Source organism: Antarcticimicrobium sediminis (assembly GCF_004348975.1).
GTDB lineage: Bacteria > Pseudomonadota > Alphaproteobacteria > Rhodobacterales > Rhodobacteraceae > Antarcticimicrobium > Antarcticimicrobium sediminis.
The window spans coordinates 18,342-41,021 of sequence record NZ_SMFP01000006.1 but is presented as its reverse complement, the minus strand read 5'-3'; the positions used below and the strand labels follow the sequence as shown (position 1 = coordinate 41,021).

Here is a 22,680-nt window from a genome sequence, read left to right as displayed (position 1 = left end):
CCCGATCACTTGCCGGATTTGCCGCCCAGCCAGCGGCGCAACCGCCCGCCCCGCTGCGAGATCGCCTCGCCGGCCATATCCATGTTGTCCTCGAGATCGTCCAGCAAAGGGTCGATCCGGGCCCGCCGGAACCGACGCCAGCGCACCCAGATCGCATAGACCAACGCGGCCAGCAGCGTCAGGATGATGATGTTGAACCACGGGATAATGCGCACATCCGGCCCGCTCACCGGCTTGATCTTGACCGCGTTGGGGAAGATCGACAGGAATTCGTTGCGCCAGCCATAGTGACGGATCGACACCCATTTCGGGGTTTCCGCAGTCGATTTCATATCCACCGCCTCGGCCTGCAGGTTCGAACTGTTGACCTTGAAATAGGGCGGCCAGGACCAACCCGTATCCTCGTTGCGATAGACCATGATCTTGCCGTTCGCCCCGCGCGTCTGGATAAAGAACACATCGCGGTTCAGCGTGGTCGGATCGCTGCCCACATCATGCGAGGCCCAGAACCAGCTGTTTTCCCCCGGGTCGATCCGCTTTTCATAGGTGTCCGTGATCCGGGCGATATCGTGCTGCGGCAGCGTATAGTGGAAGAACCCTCCGACCAGCAGCCAGAAGGTGAGGATGATTGCCCATTTGATGTAAACCATCGGTGTGCCCTTACATGAAATTGGTGACGTAAACGATGATCGCGATCACCGTCAGCGGCACGATATAGACCCCGAGGATCAGCTTGCGCTTGAACGAGCGGTCATAGCGCTCCAGCCCGCGCTTGATGAAGGTTTCGCGGTCCACGGTCAAAACGTCCTTGCTGTCCCAACGTTGCGCCAGCTTGCGGCGGCGGCGCAGCCGGGAATAGATCGACACGACAATATAGATCACCGTCAGCCCGACCAGAAGCGGCAGCAGGAATCGCAACATCACCAGCATATCACGATCTCCTTATTGCACCCCATGGCCCGACCCGGCGGATCAGATCGTCTGGCGGCGGGGGCGGATCCTCGCCTGACATGTCGGGTTCGTGACCAAACAGCGCCGCCCGCGCGCCCGCCTTGTCCACCTGATACTCGCGCGCGAGGAAATCGGCAACATAAGCACGCTTGGCCTCGGGCCACCCGGCATACAGGCGATAGAACAGATCCTTGTGGCAAATGAACAACTGCCGCACATCCAACGGCGTCAGCTCGGCCAACAGCATGTTGACCAGATCGCGCTGCGGCGTATCGGCCGCCCGCAGCGTATAGAAAAAGGCAGGATCCTCTGACGTGATGCGCGGCCAGTCGCCCCCGGACGAGGCCCAGTTCAGCAGATGCGCCAGCCCGTGATAGGCGCCGGGCAGCACATCGGCATTGGTGCGCGCCAAGCGGCGCAGATCGGCGCGATCAAGGTTTTCAAGATCCAGCCCGGCCCCGGCGGCGGCGTCGATCACGATGAAATCCATCTTTTGCCGCAAGATCGCGGCGGCATCGACACCGCGCGCGCGCAGGATCGGCTCGACCAGCCCATTTTCATCCAGAAACCGCGCGATCCGGTTGCGCGCGGACAGATCCAGCACCCGCTCCACTGCCAGCCCGTCCAGAGCCGCCACATCGCCCGCGGCGATCACCGTCGGTTTGTCCACGCTTTGAAACAGATAAATCCCGCCGAAATGCGCGGTCCAGAAATCGCGCTGCTCATATTCCCGGTTGTCCAGCCGCACCGGGTTGCGGGTCAAATCCCCGGATTTCTGCGCCAGCCCGATCATCTCGGCGATCAGCACATCGTCAAACCACGCATCGTCCGTGGCTTTGAACCGCTCGACCAGCCGGGTCAGATGCTCCGCATGGCGCAGGGTGCCGGTGGTGGTGTCGGCCTCGATCACCACCCGGCGCAAATCCAGCAGGCGGCGCGGGTCGGAAATGTCGATCACCGAATTCACCAACTCGCCCGCCACCGCGTCGGTCGCCGTCAGCGCGAAAAGCTGCGCCAGATTGTCGGTGATGAAATTGCGCAGGATATCGCGGCTGGTGGAGAATTTGGCATTGAGCAGCGGACAGCGTTTCTGTTCCGTGCTCAGCAGGATGAACTGCCGGTTGACCCCGCCTTGGTTGAGATAAAGTTGATCGCCCAGCTCATCGCCGACCTCCGGTGAATAGCCGGAAAGATCGACATGAAAATCATCCAGCGCCGTGCGCTTGCCGGTCAGATGCAGCAGCGCGCGATTATACCGCTCGACCAGCGCCGGGCTGTCGACGTGGTAGAGATTGCCGAACATCAGGCCACGGGTGATGAGGCGTTTCATGGGGCGGGCTCCGGTTGGGCATCAAGACCTGAGCGGCGCGCCCGGCCCGAGGGTGGGGGCGGAACGGCGAACATGGCACGCTGATCTACAGAGAGTTTCCCAAGGCATTCATCGGTGATCTTAAAGCGCTGTAGTTCAATGCTATGCATCACCCCTTCCCCTCCAGATACCGCCGCTTGGCCGCCTCCATCCGCTCCATATCGCGCACGGCGGCCTCGATCGCCATCTCGTCCGAGCTGTCGCTATAACGGAATTCGCTGTCGGCATAACGGTTGATTTCTTGGATCACCATCTCGGGCGTGATCGGTACGCGCAGATCCTCGATCATCGCTTTCTTGGTCTCGTAGTCGCGGAACAGGAACCGCTCTGGCTCCTCCATCCACGCGTCGGGCAGTTCGAAATCCATCGAGCGCATCTTGACCGCGTCGGTGATGTTCTTGATCGCCCGCCCGGTAAAACGCGGATCGGCCTGCTGGATCGCTTTCAGATAGCCGCCCATCTTGGCAATGGTATCCAGCGCCCCGACCCGCGCCGACACCTGGTCGAACACATCGCCCAGTGCCGCCTCTTGCGGCCGGTTGTGGGCGGCGAAACTGGCGGCCACCGCGCGCTCGATCTCTTGCGCGGCGTAAAGGTCGTGATCGCCCAGCGCGATGCCGTGTCCCTTGCCCAGCAACAAAGCGAGGATGTCGATGTAATCCTCCCGGCTTTGTGGCCCATCGACCAGAAACCGCGCCCCGGCCCGCTGGCGCAGGGCATCATCGACGTTCTCGGGGTAGTTCGAGAACATGCCAAAGGTGCAATTGCCGCGCACAACGGTATTGGCCCCGGCAAAGCTTTCCATCAGCACGGCGGTGATTTCCAACTGCCCCGTGCTGGACTGCCGGTCGCCGCGCTTGCCGGCCAGCTGGTCGATATCGTCGATGGTGCCGAACCCGATCGCGCCGGGGTCAATGATCGTGTTGATAAAGGCCTTGGCGTTCTGTGCCGACTTGCCCTGATAGCTGTCGATGCTTTCCGTACTCAGGTTCTGATAGCGGAACGGATAGCCCGCGATCTGACAATAGCCGTGGATCAACCCCGCCATCATCTGGATCAAGGTAGTCTTGCCGGTGCCCGGCATCCCGTCGCCCATGAAGGTAAAGATGAACCCGCCCAACTCGGCAAAGGGGTTCAGCTTGCGCTCAAAATCATAAGCCATCAGCATCTTGGCAAGCCGCAAGGCCTGGTATTTGGCGATATGGTTGCCGACCACCTCTTCCGGTTTCTTGAATGTCATCGTCAGGGTGGTGGATTTCGCCCGCGACGCGGGGGCAAAGCCGCGCAGGGTCAGATCATCCGCCTCGATCCGCCAGGCCGCCCCGGAAAAGCCAGCCAGATGCGGCGCGCTTTGGGCCCGCTGCGCGGCCTTGTCCATCAGCGCCTCGGCAAAGCTGCTCACCGTGGCCACCAGCCGCGCCTCATCCCCCGCCTGCGCGGCCAGCGCGCGGTCCAACTCCCACAGCGCCCCGTGCAGCGCGATCTGCCCGTGATCGCTCAGCACCTCTTCGATCTCACCGACCTCGCCCCCGATCTCGCCCAGATGCGGCGCCAGCAGATAGGCCAGCGCATTGCCGAACACATGCAGCGCAATCAGCGCCTCGCCCGCCAGCAACTCGGTAAACTCCGCCTTGCGCGCGGCAGGCAGATCACCGGCCAGATTGGCGCGCTTCAGCTCTGCCAGCGGGGTTTGCGCACCATAGGTGTCCGCCAGCGCCAGCGCGATCGACAGCGCCCGACGCAACGCCCGCATCACGGTGGCCTGCGCTGGCGAAACCAGCGGATCGCCGCCGTCGCAGGCCGCGATCCGGTCCAACAGATGCACCCCGTCCGCACGCGCAACCCGCCGGGTCACCAGCCCCGGCGTGGTCGAGCGGAACCGCCGCCGCGTCCCGATCCCGGGCGAGCGTTCGACCTCTCCGGTTGGCGCGGCGTGCTCCCGCGCGATGCGGGGGGCATGTTCGAACCCCTCCAGCATCGCCTCGGCAGCCGGGTAATGCACGATGATATCGGCCTCGCGCAGCTCCATCAGATCACTTGTCAGGCTCATGTCTCGCCCATCTCTGTCTCACCGGTATCTTTGTCTCATTGGGCCCAGCTCTTTTTCTGGCCCCAAATACTCCCGCCGGAGGGGTATGGGGGGCGTATCACGCTGTCAGACACGACCCCATTTCGAAGAAATCTCCGCTTAAACCCAGAACTTTATAGCGCCATCGAGGCAGCGCTTTTTCAGGCAGTATCGGTTTCAAACGTAGATATTCTGGAGGATACTATATGACGAAATTCCATTCTTGAAGAGCTGCAAGGCTTAAGTCGCCTCAAGCTGAAAAGCTTGCGATAAACAAGGCCTATAGCTTGTTGGGCGGCATCCCGATCCAGGCAATAGGCGTTCGGCGAGTGACGCTCGCCGAGGTGCTGCCATGTCAGGGTGTGCCGGCTTACTATTCGTCTCTGACCGCCCGCACCCCGGTCCAATTGGCGCTGCGTATGCTCATCCTCACCGGGGTTCGATCAGATGCCGTTCGGCATATGCGACCGGAACGGATCGCGGGGGATATCTGGACGATCCCGAAACAACACATCAAGAGCTGGTTGCATCAGGCTCGGAACTTCGACGTTCCGCTGAGCGACGAGGCTCTTCGCAAGAACATCGGCGCTGAAGCCTTGGCGAAACCTTGGCGAAACCCTCCTGCGCGAATTGGTCAGTGTCACCAAATAGGGGGTGGCCCCACCCCATCGGCGGCGTTCACCGACAAACGGAGTGAGGCAGCGGAGCACAGTGGCTGTCAGGCTTGCTTGGCCGCCCTTGCCTTCTCCATCTCTTTGCGCACGTCACGCAGGGCGCGGGGGGCGTTGACCGCGACGGCGCCCACCAGGGTGCCCGCGGCATCCAGCATCCGCCAACTGGCGGTGTCGGCGGTCGGGGCGGTCTGTTCGATGCAGGTGGCTGCCAGGTCGGGGCGGCCCAGAACCTGGATGTTGGCCGCGTATTGATCCGACCAGAACCACGGCAGCTTGACCCGTGTCGGGGCAAGGCCCAGCGCGGCGCGGGCGGCACCGATCCCCTGGGCCTGGGCATTGGCCCAAGTCTCTTGCCGCAGCGGGGCCGCACCCATGGGGCAAGGCTGGCGCGTGGCGTCACCGGCGGCAAAGATCGCCGGGTCCGAGGTGCGACCCTCGGCATCCACGACAATGCCATCATTCAGCGTCAGGCCTGCGGACTGTGCCAGCCCGGTTTCGGGCAGGATGCCGATGCCGACCAGCACCTGATCGACGCGCAAGGTCGCCCCGTCGCCCAGGGTCAGGGTCACGCCCAACCCATCGGACTGCACCCCGGCGACGGTCTCGCCCATGCGCAGGGAAACGCCGTTCTGGCGGTGCAGATCGGCCAGCCAGTCCGACGCCACGGGCGGCAGGCTACGGGCGCAGAGACGCGGACCGGCCTCGATCACCGTAACCTCCAGACCCGACTGGCGGGCAGTGGCGGCGACCTCGAGCCCGATCAGCCCGCCGCCGATCACGGCAAGGCTTTGCGCACCGTCCAGCGCCGAGCGCAGGCGCAGCGCATCGTCCCGGGTGCGCAGGCCGTGCAGCCGCTCGGCGCCCTCGCCCTCCGGCCACGGCAACGGCCGAGGACGGCTGCCCGTGGTCAAGAACAGCACATCATAGGGCAGGGTCTGACCGCTGACGCAGGTCACCTGCCGCATGGCGCGGTCGATTGCCGTGACGGTCTGCGACAGCAGGCAGGTGATACCCAGCGCCTGCGCCTGCCCGGCGGTCAGCAACGCGCCGGTCGTGGCCGCATCCGCGCCCTTCAGCACGTCTTTCGACAGCGGCGGACGCTCGTAAGGATGATACGCCTCGGCCCCGATGAGGGTGACCTCGCCGGTAAAGCCCTCATCCCGCAACGTCCGCGCGACCCAGGCCCCGGCCTGCCCCGCGCCGACGATGACGACCCGGCCATCGGCGGCCAGGATCACAGGCCAACCTCGACCCGGTCGCCGATGACGCGGGTGGGAAAGCTGCGCACAGCCTCGGTGATCGGGGCCGACCTTGCGGCCCCGGTGCGAATGTCGATCAGCCCTTGATGCAGCGGGCATTCGACACAGCCATCTTCGACGAAGCCGTCGGACAGAAACGCCTGCCCGTGGCTGCACAGATCGTGCAGGGCGAAGATCTCCCCCTCCAGCCGGAACAGGGCGATGCGCAGGCCGTCGGCGACAACGCCCAGCACGTCCTCGTCGGGCACATCCTCAACGGCGGCGACGTCGGTCCAGTCGGTCATGACTTCCACCTCGGCCATGTCAGATCGGGTAGGCCAGCAGGGTGTGCACCCGAAGCGTGTCATAGACGCAGCGCTTCTGCTTGAACCGCAGCCCCTCGGGCGTGCGCACGACGCGGTCCTTGTAACACCCCGCCTGGTAAATCTCGGATTCGCCCTCGATCGAGGTGTTGATGACCACATAGCTGCTGGTCATCTCGATTTCGTCTCCGTCCTGCGACCAGATCATCCCCGACACCATGTGCCGATAGGCCGGCTGTTCATAGATGTTGGCATGGCGCAGCGAGATCACCCGATCGCGCAGCATCGCGGTGTTGGTACAGCGGACCAGCGGCGCGGGCAGATCGAACTCTTCGTTCTCGGCCGGGATGATCTCGTACAGGCAATCGTCGGTGAAGAAGGTCGGCCAGTCTTCCAGCCGGGCGGCATCCAGCGCGGCGACGTAACTGTCTTGCAGCGACATCAGTTCCAGCCGGGTCATCAGGTCTTCGGTCATGCTGTGTCTCACTCTGCCGCGGGGGCTTGGGGCGTATAGCCCATGATGTCTTCGTAACCTTTCCAGAACTCGCGGATCAGCTGTTCGGAGATCAGCGTGTCGCGCCGTTCGGGGGCTTCCAGCGACATCATGATGACCGAGTTCGTGTCCCCGTCGCGCGCCGTGCCGCGCTGCACCAGTTCCGTCGCCTCGGTGTCTTCCATCGAGATATAGCCCGCCGGTCCGACAAGGTTGGCCTGCTTGATGCGCAGATCGCGCAGCTCTGGCGTGTCGTCGGTGTAGCCGAAGAAGTGGAATACCAGCTCGAACTTGCCCGGCCCCTTGGGCAGGACCTGCCGCGCCACCAGCGTATTGTGGATCTGCTGGATCACGAGCTGCGGAAAGATCGTCTGGATGTGGTTCGTGGCGATCTCGTCGTATTCCGGCACCAGCGCAAGGATCGACGGATCCTCCAACGCGAAGCTTTCGTCGTAGGACCGGATCTTCTGATCCTTATAAGCCTCGCCGGAGGGGTCGTCATCGGTCTTGATCGACATGATGATGCTGTGCAGCCCGTGGGTTTCATCGGCGATCACCTTCGCCTCCATCCCCACGCGGTAGATGTTGAACGTGGTGTGAAACAGGTGCAGCAGGCTGGCGTGATAGGGGTCTTTGACGTTTTCCAGATACAGCTTCCAGTTGCTGTCGGCGAATTGGCGGGTGCAGCCGAGGTATTCGACCTCGCGGTTGAACACGCGGTCGACGAAAGGGCGCATCTGGTCACCAATGTATTCGGGCAGCGACACCACGGTGTCGCTGAAGGTGGCGAAGACCAGACCGTTGTAGCTGTCAACGCGCAGCTGGCGCAGGTTGTGGTCGGCCGGTTTGAAATCCTTCGGCATCCCGGTCTGGTCCTTCTGACCGCGCCGGAAGGGCACGCCCTGCAGGTTGCCCTTGGTGCCGAAACTCCACTGGTGATAAACGCAGGTGTGCGACAGCGCATTGCCGCGCTTCAGCCGGCAGACGGTCGCGCCCCGGTGCGCGCAGCGGTTGACCCATGCCGCGAGCGAGCCATCCTCGGCCCGGGTCATCACGACCGGCGTGTCGCCGATATAGGTGCTCTTGAAGTCGCCGGGGGTCTTGATCTCGGCTTCGAGCCCAAGAAAGCTCCAGGTTTCGCCGCGATAGATTTTCTCTTGCTCGCGGTCATAAACCTCCTGGCTGGAAAAGACCTTGTACGGCACCCGAGACCCGTCTCGGCGGGGAAAGGTAACCGTTGCGGCACTGCCGTCGACGGCGGTGCCGTTGACTGGCGTTTGATCGTTCATGGGGCTTGGTCCTTTCGTCGAAGTCACCTGTCGGAACGGACGCCGGGGCGGCCGCTGCCCCTCGATCTACAGTCAGCTGGAAGCCACCGGCTAGCCGGTTCGCGCGGCCGGGCGGGTGCAGTATCCGGTTCTCGCAACTAACTGTGGTCTTGGGCTGATTTTTGCCCCGACGGGCCTTCTGTCGCGGCGGTGGCGGTGACAGGTTCGGCCCTGACGCAACCCGCCTGACGCAACCCGAAAGTGATTTGACATGACGCTTGCCGCCCCCTTGGACGCCGCCGCCAATGCCCCGCTTCGGGCTTTGGCCGACATCACCGGAAACCACCATGTCCTGTTGTTGCTGGCCCGCCCCGAGGACGCCGCCCTGGCCTGCGCCGGGTTCATCGCGGAATCCTGCGCGCGGGGGCGTTCGGCCTTCGTCCTGGTGATGACCGACGGCAGCAGCTCTCCCGCGGGATCGTCCGAATGCCCGCCCGACAGCCTGGCCCAGATGCGCGAACGCGAGACCCGCGCCGCCTTGGCCCTGCTGGGCCAACCGCATGAGAAGATCCTGATGGCCGGGATCATCGACGGGTCAATCCCCGATACCGGGCCGCGTTTCGAAACGCTGGTCACCTCGGTCGACATGATCATGTGGGCGCGCGATTGCCACGCCATCTGCGCGCCGGGGGCCGATTGGGACTCGCCCGCGCACCAGAAGGTGCGGGCACTGGCAGCCGCTGTCGCCGGACGCACCGACCTTCCCTTGCTCGGCTATGGCGCACCCGAAAACGCCTTGTCGGCCCCGGACGAGGGGCGGCTGGGCATCGCGGCGCACCGCGCGGCCAAGGCAGCCGCGATTGTGGCCATGGAATCGCAACTGGGGGCGATCACCGACGTGGCAGCCCCGCTGACACCGGCCGATGTCACCACCGCGACCGCCCTGCCCTACGAGGTGATCCTGCCGGGTTGATCTGCCGTGCTCTCGACCAGCGCCACCAGTTTCCCGAACAGCGCGGTGGATGGGTCGGCCAGATCCAGCACCACGTCGAAATGATGCCGCCCCGGAACGGCGAAGACCTCCGAAGAAAAGCCTGCCGCGCGCCACGCCGTGTCATAGGCCGCCGATTGCCGGGCAAAGCCTGCGGCCTCGTTCGCGCCCAGGGCCAGGCAGATCGGGCAGCCGCGCGCGGGCAGTTGACGCAACGGGCTGAGAAGGGCGATTTCGTCCTCGGTGAACTGCATCCATGCGTCGGGATAGGTCCGCGCGATGGGGGCCAGATCGAACAAGCCGCTGATCGGCAGCGCTGCCGCCACCGGGGTTTCGGGCAGGCCCATCGCCGCCTGCCATCCGCCCGACAGCAAGGTGCCCGCCAGGTGCCCCCCGGCGCTGCTGCCCGACACGATGATGCGGTTGCGGTCGATCCCCTGCCGCGCGGCATTGGTCCAGAGCCAAGCCAGCGCCGCACGCATCTGGCGCACGATCTCGGTCAGGTTGACCGCCGGGGCCAGCGTATAGTCGGGCACCGCCGTGGCGATGCCGGCCTCGGCCAGGGCGGGGGCCATGAAGCCGCTGTCCTTGCGCCCGAGCGCCCGCCAATAGCCGCCGTGGATGAACAGGATCACCGGGCGAAGCTGCCCGGGCACGGTGCCGTAAATGTCGATCCGCTCGCCGCTGCCCAAGTCGTAGGGCTGGTCCAGCGCGGTGGCGAAAACCTGCGCCGCGGCGGTGCCAGTGGCATAGCGCGCCGTGGCGCTTGCAAAGGCGTCGTCCGAGACCGAGCCGCGGGCGAAATAGTCGCGGTCGACCGTGGCCTGATCAAGCTGGACGTCGAGCGCTGTGTCAAAGCCCGACAAAGACATTCACCTGCTCGCGGTCCCGTTCGAGATCGTCATTGCTGCCGGTCCAGACCGTGCGTCCGCGTTCGACGATGGTGTGGCGGTCGGCGATGGCCTTCAGTTCCTTGATGTTCTTGTCAACCACCAGGATCGCCTGACCCTCGGCCTTCAGGCGGCGCAGGCAGGCCCAGATCTCGGCGCGGATGACGGGGGCCAGCCCCTCGGTCGCCTCGTCAAGGATCAGCAGCCGGGGGTTGGTCATCAGCGCGCGCCCGATCGCCAGCATCTGCTGTTCGCCCCCCGACAAGGTGCCCGCCATCTGCCCCGAGCGTTCGGAGAGGCGCGGGAACAGGTCATGCACCCGCTCCAGCGTCCACGGCCCGGCAACATTGCGCCGGTTGGCCGCCGTCGCCACGAGGTTCTCGCGCACCGTCAGCGTGTGAAAGATGCGGCGCCCCTCGGGCACCAGCCCAGCGCCCAGCCGCGCCACGGTTTCGGGGGGCACGTTGTCGATTTGACGTCCGCAGAACGAGATCTCCCCGCCCGTCGGGCGCAACATGCCCATGATCGTGCGGATCGTGGTGGTCTTGCCCATACCGTTGCGCCCCATCAGGGTCACGACCTGTCCCTCGCGCACCCGCAGGGACACGTCGAACAGCACTTTAGCAGGGCCGTACCCGGCCTGAAGTTTGTAGATTTCCAGCATCAGGCGGCATCCTCTTCACCAAGATAGGCCTGTCGGACCTCGGGGTCGTTGCGAATGGTGTCGGCGTTGCCGGTGGCGACGATCCGGCCATAGACCAGGACGGAAATCCGGTCGGCCAGGGCAAAGACCGCGTCCATGTCATGCTCGATCAGCAGGATCGGAACCTCGTGCCGCAGGCGGTCCAGCATCGTGACCATGCCCGCGCTTTCGCTTTGCCCCAGCCCCGCCATCGGTTCGTCCAGCAGCAGCAGCCTGGGCCGCAGGGCGCAGGCCATCACCAGCTCGACCTGCTTGCGCTCGCCATGGGACAGGTCGAGCACGCGGGTGTCGGCACGGTCGGCCAACCCGGCGGTGGACAGGCGCTCCATCGCGCTGTCGCGGAGGCCCACCCGGCTCTTCCGCCCGTCGAACAGCCGCCAGGTCCGGCCTTGCCGCACCTGCTCAACCAGCGCCACGTTGTCGAGCACGCTGGCCTCGCCGATCAACTGCACGATCTGGAACGTCCGCCCGATGCCGTGCTGCGCCCGTTGCGGCGCGGTCAGGGCGTCGATTGGCTGCCCCTCGAGCAGGATGGAACCCTCGTCATGAGTCAGCTCGCCACAGATCTGGTTGATCAGCGTCGACTTGCCCGCGCCGTTCGGGCCGATCAACGCGTGGATCTCCCCCGTCCGCAGGTCGAGGTCGACGTGATCGGTGGCCAGCAGGCCGTCGAACCGCTTGACCAGACCGCGTACTTCCAGAACCGGGCTCATTTGCGCATCCTTCCGGTGACCTGTGACGTCAGGGCCATCAACCCGCCCGGAGTCCGCAACACGACGACCAGCAACAGCAGCCCCAGGATCAGCGGCCAGTGTTCGGTCAGCCCGTTCAGCTTGTCCTCGAGGATCAGCAGCACGGCGGCACCGATCAGCGGCCCCCACAGGGTGCCGACTCCGCCCAGGATGACCATGATCATGAACTGCCCCGACAGGTTCCACGACAGCATGTCGGGGCTGGTAAAGCGCAGCACATTGGCCATCAGCGCCCCGGCCAGCCCGGTGCCCGCGCCCGACAGGACGAAAGCCAGCAGGCGATAGCGATACGGTGCGATGCCGATGGCCGCCATCCGGCGCGGGTTCTGCCGCAGCCCGTCCAGCACGGTGCAGAACGACGAGTTCATGAAGCGGTAGAAGCCGAAGAAGCACAGCGCCGCCGCCCCCAGCGCCACGAAATACATCGTGGGCCGTTGCCGCAGGTTCAGCCCCAGAAACTCGTTCGGGCGGCGCATCATCAGCCCGTCCTCGCCGCCGTAGGTGGTCAGCGCGCTGAACAGGAAGAAGGCCATCTGAGCAAAGGCCAGCGTGATCATGATGAACTGCACCCCGCCGGTGCGCAGCGACAGCGCCCCGATCAGGGCCGCGAAAATGGCCGTGACCAGCACCGCGACCGGCAGCGCGATCAGCAACTGGTTGGTGCCCGGGACCAGGCCCATGAACAACGACCCGTCAGCGTGGTGAAACCCAAGGATGGCCACGACATAGCCGCCGATGCCAAAGAAGGCGGCGTGGCCGAAACTGACCATGCCGCCAATGCCCAGAACCAGGTTCAGGCTGCCGGCGGCGATAGCAAAGATCAGGATGCGGGTGGCCAGCAGAATCGTGGCCGAGCTGCCGGCGGCCTTGGCGATCCACGGCAGGGCCAGCAGAAGCGCCAGCACCACCAGCACCGCAAGCCACCGCAGCAACGAGGATTTCATCGGCGCAAGGCCGCGATTGGTCGAGATATCGGCCATGTGTCTACCCTTTCGCCGGCAGCAAGCCGCGCGGTTTTACCAGCAGAACCAAGGCCATGATCAGGTAGATCCCCATCGAGGCCAGCCCCGTGCCCAGCGCATCGGCATCGGCATTGTTCATCACTGTCTTCAGCAGTCCGGGCACAAAGGCCCGCATGGCAGTATCAAGGATGCCCAGGGCAATGCCCGCAACGAAGGCCCCCCGGATCGACCCGACGCCGCCGACGACGACCACGACGAAGGTGGCCAGCAAGATACGCTCTCCCATCCCGACCTGAACGGCGAACAGTGGAGCGGCCAGATACCCGGCCAGCCCGGCCATCACGGCGCCCAGCGCGAAGACAGCGGTGTACAGGCGGCGAATGTCGACCCCCAGCGCGCGCACCATCTCTCGGTCCGTCGATCCGGCGCGGATCAACATGCCCACGCGGGTACGGTTGATGAACAGGTACAGCCCCCCTGCCACCAGCATACCCACGGCGATGATGATCAGCCGGTACAGCGGGTAGAACAGGCCCGGCAGCAGCTCGACCGAGCCGGTCAGCGAGTCGGGAATGCCGGCAAAGCGCGGCTGGCGACCGAACACGATCACGATCAACTCGTTGCACACGAGGATCAGCGCGAAGGTTGCCAGAACCTGTTCCAGGTGGTCCCGGTCATACAGCCTGCGGATCACCATGGCTTCGATGATCACACCGGTCAGCGCCGCGGCCGCCAGTGCCGCCGGAAGACCCAGCCAGAACGACCCGGTTTGCGCCGCCACCCACACGCCGGCAAAGGCGCCGACCATGTAAAGCGAGCCATGCGCCAAGTTGATGATGCCCATGATCCCGAAGATCAGGGTCAGGCCAGCGGCCAGCAGAAACAGCATGACACCGTATTGCAGCCCGTTCAGCAGTTGTTCGAATACGAGGATCATGTTCAATTCCGTGCCAATGGCACCCCGGCGGAACCGGGGCGCCACAAGGCATATGCCTGATTACATGCTGCACTCGGCGGCGTAGACGTCGCCGACATCCTCGGCGATCAGATCCCCTGCGATGATCTGCGGGCCAGTGTCGCCAGCCACGATCTTGGCTTCGTACCAATCCATGATCGGGTGCTGGTTCACCCCGAAGGCGAAATCGCCGCGCGGACTTTCAAAGTCAGCCTGCGCGATGGCGTCGCGCAGCGCGACCACATCCGACACGTCGCCGCCGGTGGCCAGCAGCCCCGAGGCAATGGCAAGCGCCGCGGTATAGCCCTGTTCGGCATAGGCGGTCAGCGGGCGGTCTCCGTAGGCGTCGACCCAGGCCGCCACGAAGGCGGTGCTGGCCGGGTTGTCAAAGTTCGGAGCCCAGTGGGTTGCCTCGGTCAGGCCGATGACAGCCTCGCCGATTGCGCCGATCATCACCGCGTCAACCGGTTCGGGCAACACCATGTCGATGCCCTCCAGACCGGCCTGGTCGTATTGCTTCAGAAAGTTGATCCCCAGCGCGCCGGGCAGGAACTGGTAAAGAACGTCAGGCTGGGCCGCACGGATTTGCGCAATCTCGGGGGCAAAATCGACTTGGTCCAGTTGGGTGTACAGCTCGCCCACCGCCTCGCCCTCAAAGCCGCGCATGAAGCCGACCAGCGCATCCTTGCCCGCCTGGTAATTCGGCGCCATCAGGAAGGCTTTTTCATAGCCCTTCTTGGTGGCCAGCATCCCCGGCACCTCGTGCAGGGTATCGTTCTGCCACGAGACCACGAAATAGTTCGGGTCACAGGCCTTGCCGGCCAGCGTCGAGGGGCCGGCGTTCGGGCTGATGTAAATCACGTCGTTCGACACCACGTCCGGCACCACCGCCCCGGCAACGTTCGAGAAGATGATGCCGGTCATGATCTTGACCTCTTCGTCATAGACCATGGCATCGGCGATCTGGCGACCGTGACCGGGGTTCAGTTGGTCGTCCTCGACCAGGATCTCAACCTCGACGCCCCCCAGCATTCCGTCTTCGATGGCCAACATGAAGCCGTCGCGCATCTGCTCGCCGATATAGCCGGCCGGACCGCTGAGCGTGGTAATCATCCCGACCTTCACCGGGTCGGCGGCAAGCGCGGCCGTGGTGGTCACGGCGGTCAGGGCGGTTGTCAGTGCAAGGGTTCTCAAGATGGTCATGTGCTGGTTTTCTTCCCGTTGGATTATGGCTTTGGCGCAGGGGCGCCGCGCTGAATTTTCAGCCATCAGGCACAGCCCCCGCTGACCCGGCAAGCGGCCTTGGCCCTGGCCCCTGCAGTTACTGGCGCAAAGTGGACAGCCATTGCCCGAAACGGATAGCCCGCCGAAATTTGGGGCAGGTTCGACGCAAAATCAGGCCCTTCGCTGCAACGTCTCCGAAGGCTTCTCGCCGAAATGCGCGGCATAATCGGCGGCGAAGCGGCTGAGATGGGTGAACCCGCTTTCAAAGGCGATCCGGCTAACGGTATCGTCCGGGCTCGGCGCGCTCAGCCGGGCGCGCACGATCTGAAGGCGCTGCTGCTTCACGTATTGCATCGGGCTGGTCGCGCGGAACTGGCGAAACACATGCAGCAGGGTGCGCACCGGGACGCCGGCCGCCATCGCGATATCCTCCAGACAGATCGGGTCGCGGGCATGGGCGGCGACATAGCTTTCGGCCCGGCGCAGGGTCGCGGGGACCGGCCCCGAACTGGCGCCCGCCGCCCCCGTCCTCGCTGTGCCTGCCCCCGTCAGCAGCAGGTTGGCCAGCACCGCCTTGTAGTCCGCCGCCAAGCGCGGCGATTCCCGTAGCATCTCCAGCAGGGCGGGATCGTTGGCAAGCGTGTCCAGCGACGACAGCCATGATCGCAGGCGCGGCGCGCGCAGGTCCAGCTGGTTCGGCAGCGTTGCGGTGCGGCCATCGCTGTGACTGTGACTGTGGCTGCGCAGGAACCCCCGGTCGATCTTGACGACAATCTGCTCGCAATCGGGGCTGAACCGGGCCGAGAAGCTTTGCCCCGGGTTGCAAATGAAGGCGCTTGTCCGGCTCATTTTGTATTCGCGCCGCTCGCAGGTCGCCGTGGCCGAACCGGCGATGCAGAAGATCACGAGGTGAAAATCCTCGATCTGCTCAACCTCGATCTGCGCCGCGCCGAAATGCAGCGCGCCGATGCAGGTATCGCTAAGGTCGATATAATCCATATGTGCGGGCTGCCGCCGCGCCCCGCCAAGCGGCGTCATCTCGTGCGGTTGCAGGATGCGCGAGATAAGCTCGCGCGTCTCGTCCATGTCCGCCGAGCTGAACAAGCGCTGCGATCGAAGCGCCTGAAGGGGCGCGGGCGTGGGCGTGGGCACCAACAAGTCTTGCAACATCGCTGCTCTCCTGCGTCTTGCCGATCCCCTCCCCGCTCCAGCTAAGCCGGGCGCGGTCGGGGTTGGCAAATGCAGTCCTGCGGTTTCGGCCGCGCGGCGCACCTTTAACGACAGCGAACGTCCAGAAAAGCACCGCGACGCCCCCGAATTGCGCGCCGAGTGTATCGCCCTCTCGGAACGACAGGTCGAACCGGCCCTCTCAGCCGCCCGTGCCGATCCACTCCAATCCGCAATGGAGACGTTCATCGTGCGGATGCGGGACTACAGCGTGGTCGGCGTCCCCCCCAGCAAGGCGGCGGCCCCCGAGGGGCCCGCGCACAGGATCACCCGTATCTCAACACCTGCCCCTGCGCGCCGACCACGAATTTGCGCACATCGGCGAAACCGGACGGGGCCTTTTCCGACAACACCTGAAACGGTCGCTGCGGCAGGATCAGGCTGCGCGCTGTCCGCGTGGCCCCGGTTTCGGCACCCCGTGCGCCGAATGGGTCAAGCGCAAAGACCTCCCGCTCCACCCGGCCAAACCAACCCGCGCGTTCCTCCTGCGTGCGTTCGCTTTCCAGCTCTTCCTCGGTCCAGGCCAATGCCCAGTCCTGCCCCTCGGGCGCATGGGCCTCTTCCAGCACCTCGCGCAGCGGACCGGTCTGTTCGGTGAAAGTGTGGGAATACATCGGCCCCACATGAATCCGGCGCAGCCGCTTGGGGTGCAGATCATCGAAATCCTCGTCGAACCCCTTGGCGATGGTCACCAGTTTCAACGCGTCCAGCGATTGCGCCATCAGATGCGCCTGCGCCCGTGGCCAGCGCGCCTCGTCCTTGGGCAGCGCGGTGCGGCCGGTGTCCTCCAGATCCATCAGATAGATCACCGGCAGATTGACCTGACTGTCATAGACCGCCCAATGCAGCAGGAACCGGCGACGATCCGTGCCGGTATTGCCGATCCACTGGCATTCGGGATCGTTGCGCACCCAGAACAGGTTCCCGCGCGCCAATTCCTCGTAATACAGCCGCTGAGACAGCGCGAATTGCAGCCGCGTGGGCAGCGCACGCTCACCAATGATCTCGCGGATCATGTCGTCCTTGTATTGCTCCACGCTGGGCATATTGCCCAGATGCCCCCTGGCCTGTTGCGCGTCATTGGCCATGATCAGCACCTCGGTCGAAACCGGAAAGCCGCTGTCGCGCTTGTCGATCTGCAACGAGCCAAAGAACCGCCCGGTTTCGCGCCCCACCATCAGGTATTTCATGCTGAGCGCGCGAAAACTGTAGGTAAGCGCCAGCAGATAGCGGCTCACCACCTTGGCCTCGGCCCGTGTCAACGCGCCCTCGGCCTGCATCACGCCCGCCACCTGCACCAGATGTCCGGTGATCGCCTCGAACTTGCGGAAATACCGGCGGCTGGCAAAGGTGTCGAACAAAGGTGCGAAATCATCCGCCGGGGTGCTCATTTTAGGGTCTCCGTGATCCGCTCACCCGCCATAGAGGTTCTTGTCGTGCTTCTCGACAATGGCGGCAAAGCGGCGGGCAAAACGCTCGTCGGCCTTGGCCTTGGCCTCCAGCACCTCGCGGGCAAACACCATGTGGTCCTCGTGCTTTTCCAGCATATCGGCCATCTTCTGGTTGGTCGCAGAGCCGATCGCCGCCATCGCCGTCTGGGCCTCCTGATCGGTCTTGACCCCGATCTCGTTGATGCGGTGGGCGATGTCTTGTTGCTGCGCGGTCTTCAGCGATTTCGACAGCGCATCATACAGCACAACGCGCTGATTGGTGTCGGTCTGCAACTTGTTGATCAGCACCATCTGCGTCGCCGCCTGATTTTGCAGACTGTCGACCCAAGTCTTACCCTTTTCGATATAGCGTTCCAGCGTCTGCGATTTGGCCAGTTTCACCTGCTCGTCCTGCACCAGCGCGTTATAGCGGGTGTTCAGCGCGGCCAGTTCGGTTTCCAGCCGGGTGCGCGCGGCGGCATCGGTTTCCACCGCGATCTTGTTTTCCAGCGCGATGATGCTCGGGTCCATCGCCAAGATCTCGGCCCGCGCCGCCTCCAGCGCGGCCACCGTGCCCTCGCGGTCGTCCAGCGTCGCACTCAGGTTGGTTTCGACCTTTGTCCGCTGCTCCTCCAGCACGGCAAGCTGGCCCTGCAAAAGCGTCACGATCACATCTGATTTGGCGATCAGATCCTGCAGCTTGTCGTCGATGCTGGCACTGCGCATCCGTTCTTGGCGCAGCGATTCAGAGCGCCCCTTGGAGAAGAGGCCGACAAAGCTTTCCCAGCCGGTCTTGTTGCGCAGCTCGGCGAAATCGCGCGAAAACCCGGTGGTGACATCGTCGAGCCCCATGATCAGCTCGGCGATATTGGCGTTCATCACCTCGGTATGGTGATGCACATCTTCCAGCGTGGCGGTCTCGATGTCGATCCCCGCCTCTTCGCCCGCCTCGATCTTGCTGCGCGCCGTCTCGATCCGCGCGGTCATTGCCGTGATATCAGCCTGCGATTTGGCCACCTGATCCTGGCTTTCGCGCAAAAGCGCATCAAAATCCGCCATCAAACACTCCTGAACACTCAAATTCAAAACCGACATAGGTGATGTTAAAATCGCTTACATCACCCTATCCCCAAAATTCCTGCGAGTGTGGCAAATGCCGTCCGACTTGGGAAGGGCGAGACTTGCGTCCTCGAGGGAGAGGCGGCATGCTACCCCCATATTTCTTTATGCATTTAGATTTGGAGGGGTCAGAATGATCCGACATGTACTGCTATCCGCATCCCTGATGATGGGCGCCGCGTCTGCCGCCCGCGCGGACGAGGTCACCGATACGCTGAACTCGGCGATCACGGCCTATGAGGACGGCGATATAAAATACGCGCTGGAAGAGCTGGACTATGCCAAACAGATCCTCAGCGCGATGAAGACAGACGCATTGTCGGGCTTTCTCCCCGACGCGCCCGAGGGCTGGAGCCGTGAGATGGACACCGACATGAACGCCGGACTGGCCATGATGGGCGGCGGCACCGGGACCGGGGCCGATTACAGCAAACCGGGCGAGGAAAGTTTTTCCATCACGCTGATGGCCGACAACCCGATGGTCGGCGCAATGGCCGGGATGCTGGGCAATGCCAGTGCAATCGGGGCCAAGATCGAGCGTGTGGGCCGGCAAAAGATGATGGTCCAGAACGATGAGATCACCGGACTGGTGGACAACCGTATTCTGGTAAAAGCCAAGGGCGGCAATGTTGAGATGATGCTTTCGGTGCTGGAAACCATCGATTACCGCGCGCTGACCGATTTCGGGCGCTGAGCCTATCGGCAAGGGGGCACTCGGGTGCCCCCTTGCTGCGTCGGCGCGGCCTCAGACGCCCAGATGCCGCGTAATCAAGCTGTGATCGCGGCGCAGCGCCTCGGCGTCCAGCGTTTCCAGGTTGCGGCCATTCTCGATGAAGGCGACCCGGTCCGCCACCGACAGCACCGCATCGACCCGCTGCTCGACCAACAGGATGCCGACGCCGCGGTCGCGCATCACCGCGATCACGTCGCGGATCGCCGCGATCATCGAGGGCTGCAACCCCTCGGTCGGCTCGTCCAGCAACAGGACGCGCGGTTTCAGACACAGCGCGCGGGCGGTGGCCAGCATCTGCTGTTCGCCCCCCGACAGGGTCTGCGCCCGCTGCCCCATGCGTTCGCGCAGGCGCGGAAACAGGTCCAGCGAATCTTCCAACACCTCAGGCCCGCAGCCGCCCGCGCGCAGCCCGAGCTCCAGATTCTGCGCCACGCTCAACTCGCCAAACAGCCGCCGCCCCTGCGGAATATAGCCGACGCCGCAGCCCGCCACCTTATGCGCCGGCAGCGCACTGATCTCTTTCCCATCCAGACGCACCGCGCCCGACATCAGCGGCAACAGCCCCATGATCGCCTTCATCGTGGTGGTCTTGCCGGCGCCGTTGCGGCCCAGCAAACACAGGATTTCCCCCGGTGCCACCCGCAGCGTGAGATCGCGCAGGATCTGCGCCCGGCCATAGCCCGCGTTGATCTTGTCAAGTTCCAGCATCAGCCCGTCCCCAGATAGGCGGCCTGAACCTGCGCATTAGCGTGCATCTCTTCCGGGGTGCCCTCGGCGAGGATTTCTCCGAAATTCAGCACCGTCACCTGATCGGCGACCTCCATCACAACGCTCATGTTGTGCTCGATCAGCAGGATCGTCGTGGTTGCGGACAGCTCTCGGATCAGGGCCTTGAAGCCGGTGATCTCGGCATCCGACAGACCCTGTGTCGGCTCGTCCAAAATCAACAGTCTGGGGGCCTGTGCCAGCCCCATCGCGATTTCCAGCAACCGCTGGTGGCCATAGCTCAGATCGCCCGCCGCCCGCTCCGCCGCCCCGGCAAGGCCGACCTTGGCCAGCGCGCCCATCACCTCGGCCCGCACCGCTGCGGTGCCCTGTACCCGACGCCGGGCGGCCAACGCCACGTTCTCGAACAGGCTCAGCCGCCCAAAAACGGATGTGATCTGAAAGGTATAGGCCATGCCCAGCCCGATCCGCTTGTGCGCCGGCAGGTGGGAAATGTCGCGCCCATCGAAAAAGACCTGCCCCGAACTCGGCGCAATCCGCCCGCACAGCAGCCCGACGAAGGTGGTCTTGCCCGCCCCGTTCGGCCCGATCAGCGCCCGCACCTCGCCCTTGGGCAGGTCGAAATCGACCTCATGCACCGCCTGCAATCCGGCGAACGACTTGCTCAGCCCGCGTGTCGACAAAAGCGTCATGGCAGCCACCGCCAGATGCGATTGCGAATCTCGCCCACCAGCCCCTGCGGCGCGAACAGCGTCAGCAGCACCAACGCCACGCCCGCCACCAGCATATAGGCGCTGGTCACCGCGCTGGAGAGGTCGATCAGATAGAACATGAACAGCGTGCCGACGAACGGCCCCAGAACCGTGCCCGCGCCCCCGAGCAGCACCCAAAGCAGCGGAAAGATCGAATACTGCACCGAGGCGAAGGTCGCCCCCACAAAGCCGAACAACAACCCATAGACCGCCCCCGCCAATCCCGAGAGGACGCCGGAAATCACCACCGCCGCCAGTTTGTAGCGGAACACGTCATAGCCCAACATGCGCGCGCGTTCCTCGTTTTCGCGGATCGCGATCAGCACCTTGCCAAAGGGCGCACGCACCAGTCCCAGCGTCGCCAGAAGACAGACCGCAAACAGCAGCAGCGCCGCGAAATAGCGTGCGCCGGGTTGCGTCAGGTCGATTCCCCACAGCACCCGCTGCGCCTGTTGCAACACGATCCCCTCATCGCCCCGCGTATAGGTGCCGAAATACAGCACAGCGAGATAGCCCACCTGCGCAAACATCAGCGTCACGATCATGAAGGCGACCCCGCTGGTGCGCAGCGCCAACAGGCCCACCGCCACCGACACCGCCAGCGCCGCCGCGATCCCGGCCAACAGCCCCGACACCGGGTCTGCACCGCCATGCGCCACCGCCAGCCCCAAGCCGTACATCCCAGCAGCAAAGAACAGCGCATGCCCAAGGCTGAGCAGCCCGGCATAGCCGAACATCACGTTGTATCCGATGGCGAAACTCGCCAGCACCATGATCCGCGCCAGATTGCCGTGGTGATAGGCCGGCAGCACGAATTGCAGCGCGAACAGCAGCACCAGCACCCCGCCATGCAACAACAGTGTCTTGGCTCTATCGCTCATTTTTCCCCCGATCCGAACAGACCCTGTGGCCGGAACACCAGCACCAGCGCCACCAGCATCGTGGCGAGGATCTTGGCCAGCATCGGCGAGAAGAAGACCGAGATGATCCCGTCGGACAGCCCGATCAGGATGGCGGCGGCCACTGTGCCCGGCAGGCTGCCAAGCCCGCCGATGATCACGACGATAAAGGACAGCAACAGCGGATCGCCCCCCATCAGGTAATGCGCCTGCTGGGTCGGCACGATCAGCACCGCCCCCAGCGCCGCCAACGCGCCACCAAGGCCGAACACCGTGGCATAGACCCGCTCGACCGGGATGCCAAAGGCCAGCGCCATTTCGCGATCAAGCTGGGTCGCCCGCATCAACAGGCCAATCCGCGTTCGCGCCATCAAAATCCAGACCCCGATCAGCACCGCAGCGGCGGCCCCGATCACGAACAGCTTGTAGCTTGTCGTGCTCAGCCCCCAAGGCCAATAAATCTGAAACCCGTTTTCTCCCCATTCGAACCACGGCAGCGCAAGGCGGGTGTTAAAGGGCGGCTCGACCGGGCGCGCCTCGGGGCCATAGGTCATCAGCGTGACCTGTTGCAGGATATAGAGAATGCCGATGGTGGCCACGATCGTACGTTCCGGGTCGTAATTCACCCGTTTCAGCACCGTCATGTCGGCCAGCGCCGCCAGCCCGCCCACTGCCAGCGGCGCGATTGCCAAGGCCACGATAAAGCCCAGCGCGGGCGGGCCGCCGACATGGCTTGCCACCCACCAGGCCAGCACCGCGCCCAGCATGAAAAACTCGCCATGCGCAACATTGACCACCCGCATCACACCGAACACAAGGCTCAGCCCGATGGCGGTCAACGCAAGAACGGCGGCGGTCACCGCGCCCTCGAGCGAGGCGAGCATCAGATAAGGTCCAAAATCCATCAGCTAATACAGTCCAGATCCCACAGGT

General features: G+C 64.3%; 23 protein-coding genes. 2 read left to right on the top strand and 21 right to left on the bottom strand.

The features are described from left to right. Positions 1-5: 5 nt before the first annotated feature. The 8 genes from E1B25_RS10555 to andAc all read right to left on the bottom strand — a co-directional run bounded on the left by E1B25_RS10555 (position 6) and on the right by andAc (position 8,405). Entirely contained in the window at positions 6-650 is a 645-nt protein-coding gene (locus E1B25_RS10555; protein WP_132829087.1) for a DUF1523 family protein, read from the bottom strand. Between the two features lie 10 nt (positions 651-660). Further along, the gene (locus E1B25_RS10550; protein WP_132829085.1) at positions 661-930 is read right to left on the bottom strand and encodes a hypothetical protein; all 270 of its coding nucleotides are present in this window, start codon (positions 928-930) and stop codon (positions 661-663) included. A gap of 1 nt (position 931) precedes the next feature. Beyond that, the gene (locus tag E1B25_RS10545; protein WP_132829083.1) at positions 932-2,281 is read right to left on the bottom strand and encodes a DUF6638 family protein; all 1,350 of its coding nucleotides are present in this window, start codon (positions 2,279-2,281) and stop codon (positions 932-934) included. Positions 2,282-2,429: 148 nt separating this feature from the next. Continuing rightward, entirely contained in the window at positions 2,430-4,370 is a 1,941-nt protein-coding gene (locus tag E1B25_RS10540; protein WP_132829081.1) for an AAA family ATPase, read from the bottom strand. 736 nt (positions 4,371-5,106) lie between these two features. Then, positions 5,107-6,300: an NAD(P)/FAD-dependent oxidoreductase gene (locus E1B25_RS10535; RefSeq protein WP_165937597.1), complete on the bottom strand. Its 1,194-nt coding sequence runs from the start codon at positions 6,298-6,300 to the stop codon at positions 5,107-5,109. Then, positions 6,297-6,605, bottom strand: coding sequence for an anthranilate 1,2-dioxygenase ferredoxin subunit AndAb (gene andAb / locus E1B25_RS10530; protein ID WP_132829077.1), 309 nt, complete (start codon positions 6,603-6,605; stop codon positions 6,297-6,299). Before andAb ends, E1B25_RS10535 begins: the two co-directional genes overlap by 4 nt. Before the next feature lie 19 nt (positions 6,606-6,624). Further along, positions 6,625-7,098, bottom strand: coding sequence for an anthranilate 1,2-dioxygenase small subunit AndAd (gene andAd, locus E1B25_RS10525; RefSeq protein ID WP_132829076.1), 474 nt, complete (start codon positions 7,096-7,098; stop codon positions 6,625-6,627). Between the two features lie 8 nt (positions 7,099-7,106). Then, on the bottom strand, positions 7,107-8,405 hold the full coding sequence (andAc, locus tag E1B25_RS10520; protein WP_132829074.1) for an anthranilate 1,2-dioxygenase large subunit AndAc: 1,299 nt from the start codon (positions 8,403-8,405) through the stop codon (positions 7,107-7,109). 250 nt (positions 8,406-8,655) lie between these two features. Between andAc and E1B25_RS10515 the strand changes: the two genes are divergently transcribed. Continuing rightward, positions 8,656-9,357 carry a PIG-L deacetylase family protein gene (locus E1B25_RS10515; RefSeq protein ID WP_132829072.1) on the top strand — a complete coding sequence of 234 codons (702 nt, stop codon included), beginning with the start codon at positions 8,656-8,658 and terminating at the stop codon, positions 9,355-9,357. On the opposite strand, the gene E1B25_RS10510 is transcribed toward E1B25_RS10515, so the two are convergent. The 9 genes from E1B25_RS10510 to E1B25_RS10470 form a co-directional block, all read right to left on the bottom strand. Continuing rightward, entirely contained in the window at positions 9,333-10,241 is a 909-nt protein-coding gene (locus E1B25_RS10510) for an alpha/beta hydrolase (protein ID WP_206338532.1), read from the bottom strand. The two genes, E1B25_RS10515 and E1B25_RS10510, sit on opposite strands and share 25 nt — an antisense overlap. Beyond that, entirely contained in the window at positions 10,228-10,929 is a 702-nt protein-coding gene (locus E1B25_RS10505; RefSeq protein ID WP_132829068.1) for an ABC transporter ATP-binding protein, read from the bottom strand. Before E1B25_RS10505 ends, E1B25_RS10510 begins: the two co-directional genes overlap by 14 nt. Continuing rightward, positions 10,929-11,681 carry an ABC transporter ATP-binding protein gene (locus tag E1B25_RS10500; RefSeq protein ID WP_132829067.1) on the bottom strand — a complete coding sequence of 251 codons (753 nt, stop codon included), beginning with the start codon at positions 11,679-11,681 and terminating at the stop codon, positions 10,929-10,931. The genes E1B25_RS10505 and E1B25_RS10500 overlap by 1 nt, the downstream gene beginning before the upstream one ends. Then, positions 11,678-12,700, bottom strand: coding sequence for a branched-chain amino acid ABC transporter permease (locus E1B25_RS10495; protein WP_245510680.1), 1,023 nt, complete (start codon positions 12,698-12,700; stop codon positions 11,678-11,680). The genes E1B25_RS10500 and E1B25_RS10495 overlap by 4 nt, the downstream gene beginning before the upstream one ends. 4 nt (positions 12,701-12,704) lie before the next feature. Then, positions 12,705-13,625 carry a branched-chain amino acid ABC transporter permease gene (locus tag E1B25_RS10490; RefSeq protein ID WP_206338542.1) on the bottom strand — a complete coding sequence of 307 codons (921 nt, stop codon included), beginning with the start codon at positions 13,623-13,625 and terminating at the stop codon, positions 12,705-12,707. 54 nt (positions 13,626-13,679) lie between these two features. Then, positions 13,680-14,840: an ABC transporter substrate-binding protein gene (locus E1B25_RS10485; protein ID WP_132829063.1), complete on the bottom strand. Its 1,161-nt coding sequence runs from the start codon at positions 14,838-14,840 to the stop codon at positions 13,680-13,682. A gap of 192 nt (positions 14,841-15,032) precedes the next feature. Continuing rightward, positions 15,033-16,031, bottom strand: a complete 999-nt coding sequence (locus tag E1B25_RS10480; RefSeq protein ID WP_165937596.1) for an AraC family transcriptional regulator — start codon at positions 16,029-16,031, stop codon at positions 15,033-15,035. A 323-nt stretch (positions 16,032-16,354) separates the two neighbouring features. Then, the gene (locus E1B25_RS10475) at positions 16,355-17,479 is read right to left on the bottom strand and encodes a hypothetical protein (RefSeq protein ID WP_132829060.1); all 1,125 of its coding nucleotides are present in this window, start codon (positions 17,477-17,479) and stop codon (positions 16,355-16,357) included. A 21-nt stretch (positions 17,480-17,500) separates the two neighbouring features. After that, positions 17,501-18,577, bottom strand: coding sequence for a coiled-coil domain-containing protein (locus E1B25_RS10470; RefSeq protein WP_132829058.1), 1,077 nt, complete (start codon positions 18,575-18,577; stop codon positions 17,501-17,503). Between the two features lie 193 nt (positions 18,578-18,770). Here E1B25_RS10470 and E1B25_RS10465 point away from each other — a divergent pair, with 193 nt between their 5' ends. Further along, on the top strand, positions 18,771-19,331 hold the full coding sequence (locus tag E1B25_RS10465) for a hypothetical protein (protein ID WP_132829056.1): 561 nt from the start codon (positions 18,771-18,773) through the stop codon (positions 19,329-19,331). A gap of 51 nt (positions 19,332-19,382) precedes the next feature. On the opposite strand, the gene E1B25_RS10460 is transcribed toward E1B25_RS10465, so the two are convergent. The 4 genes from E1B25_RS10460 to E1B25_RS10445 are packed head-to-tail and all read right to left on the bottom strand — an operon-like array spanning position 19,383 to position 22,652. Further along, positions 19,383-20,078 (bottom strand): ABC transporter ATP-binding protein, encoded by a 696-nt coding sequence (locus tag E1B25_RS10460; RefSeq protein WP_132829055.1) that lies wholly within the window; start codon positions 20,076-20,078, stop codon positions 19,383-19,385. Next, the gene (locus E1B25_RS10455) at positions 20,078-20,788 is read right to left on the bottom strand and encodes an ABC transporter ATP-binding protein (RefSeq protein ID WP_132829053.1); all 711 of its coding nucleotides are present in this window, start codon (positions 20,786-20,788) and stop codon (positions 20,078-20,080) included. Before E1B25_RS10455 ends, E1B25_RS10460 begins: the two co-directional genes overlap by 1 nt. Beyond that, positions 20,785-21,729 carry a branched-chain amino acid ABC transporter permease gene (locus E1B25_RS10450; protein WP_132829051.1) on the bottom strand — a complete coding sequence of 315 codons (945 nt, stop codon included), beginning with the start codon at positions 21,727-21,729 and terminating at the stop codon, positions 20,785-20,787. The genes E1B25_RS10455 and E1B25_RS10450 overlap by 4 nt, the downstream gene beginning before the upstream one ends. Further along, entirely contained in the window at positions 21,726-22,652 is a 927-nt protein-coding gene (locus tag E1B25_RS10445; RefSeq protein ID WP_132829050.1) for a branched-chain amino acid ABC transporter permease, read from the bottom strand. Before E1B25_RS10445 ends, E1B25_RS10450 begins: the two co-directional genes overlap by 4 nt. Positions 22,653-22,680 lie beyond the last annotated feature (28 nt).

Coding starts and splice junctions, on each gene's coding strand:
- E1B25_RS10555 (WP_132829087.1), bottom strand. CDS start 650: ATGGTTTACATCAAATGGGCAATCATCCTCACCTTCTGGCTGCTGGTC.
- E1B25_RS10550 (WP_132829085.1), bottom strand. CDS start 930: ATGCTGGTGATGTTGCGATTCCTGCTGCCGCTTCTGGTCGGGCTGACG.
- E1B25_RS10545 (WP_132829083.1), bottom strand. CDS start 2,281: ATGAAACGCCTCATCACCCGTGGCCTGATGTTCGGCAATCTCTACCAC.
- E1B25_RS10540 (WP_132829081.1), bottom strand. CDS start 4,370: ATGAGCCTGACAAGTGATCTGATGGAGCTGCGCGAGGCCGATATCATC.
- andAb (WP_132829077.1), bottom strand. CDS start 6,605: ATGACCGACTGGACCGACGTCGCCGCCGTTGAGGATGTGCCCGACGAG.
- andAd (WP_132829076.1), bottom strand. CDS start 7,098: ATGACCGAAGACCTGATGACCCGGCTGGAACTGATGTCGCTGCAAGAC.
- andAc (WP_132829074.1), bottom strand. CDS start 8,405: ATGAACGATCAAACGCCAGTCAACGGCACCGCCGTCGACGGCAGTGCC.
- E1B25_RS10515 (WP_132829072.1), top strand. CDS start 8,656: ATGACGCTTGCCGCCCCCTTGGACGCCGCCGCCAATGCCCCGCTTCGG.
- E1B25_RS10505 (WP_132829068.1), bottom strand. CDS start 10,929: ATGCTGGAAATCTACAAACTTCAGGCCGGGTACGGCCCTGCTAAAGTG.
- E1B25_RS10500 (WP_132829067.1), bottom strand. CDS start 11,681: ATGAGCCCGGTTCTGGAAGTACGCGGTCTGGTCAAGCGGTTCGACGGC.
- E1B25_RS10495 (WP_245510680.1), bottom strand. CDS start 12,700: ATGGCCGATATCTCGACCAATCGCGGCCTTGCGCCGATGAAATCCTCG.
- E1B25_RS10485 (WP_132829063.1), bottom strand. CDS start 14,840: ATGACCATCTTGAGAACCCTTGCACTGACAACCGCCCTGACCGCCGTG.
- E1B25_RS10480 (WP_165937596.1), bottom strand. CDS start 16,031: ATGTTGCAAGACTTGTTGGTGCCCACGCCCACGCCCGCGCCCCTTCAG.
- E1B25_RS10475 (WP_132829060.1), bottom strand. CDS start 17,479: ATGAGCACCCCGGCGGATGATTTCGCACCTTTGTTCGACACCTTTGCC.
- E1B25_RS10470 (WP_132829058.1), bottom strand. CDS start 18,577: ATGGCGGATTTTGATGCGCTTTTGCGCGAAAGCCAGGATCAGGTGGCC.
- E1B25_RS10465 (WP_132829056.1), top strand. CDS start 18,771: ATGATCCGACATGTACTGCTATCCGCATCCCTGATGATGGGCGCCGCG.
- E1B25_RS10460 (WP_132829055.1), bottom strand. CDS start 20,078: ATGCTGGAACTTGACAAGATCAACGCGGGCTATGGCCGGGCGCAGATC.
- E1B25_RS10455 (WP_132829053.1), bottom strand. CDS start 20,788: ATGACGCTTTTGTCGACACGCGGGCTGAGCAAGTCGTTCGCCGGATTG.
- E1B25_RS10450 (WP_132829051.1), bottom strand. CDS start 21,729: ATGAGCGATAGAGCCAAGACACTGTTGTTGCATGGCGGGGTGCTGGTG.
- E1B25_RS10445 (WP_132829050.1), bottom strand. CDS start 22,652: ATGGATTTTGGACCTTATCTGATGCTCGCCTCGCTCGAGGGCGCGGTG.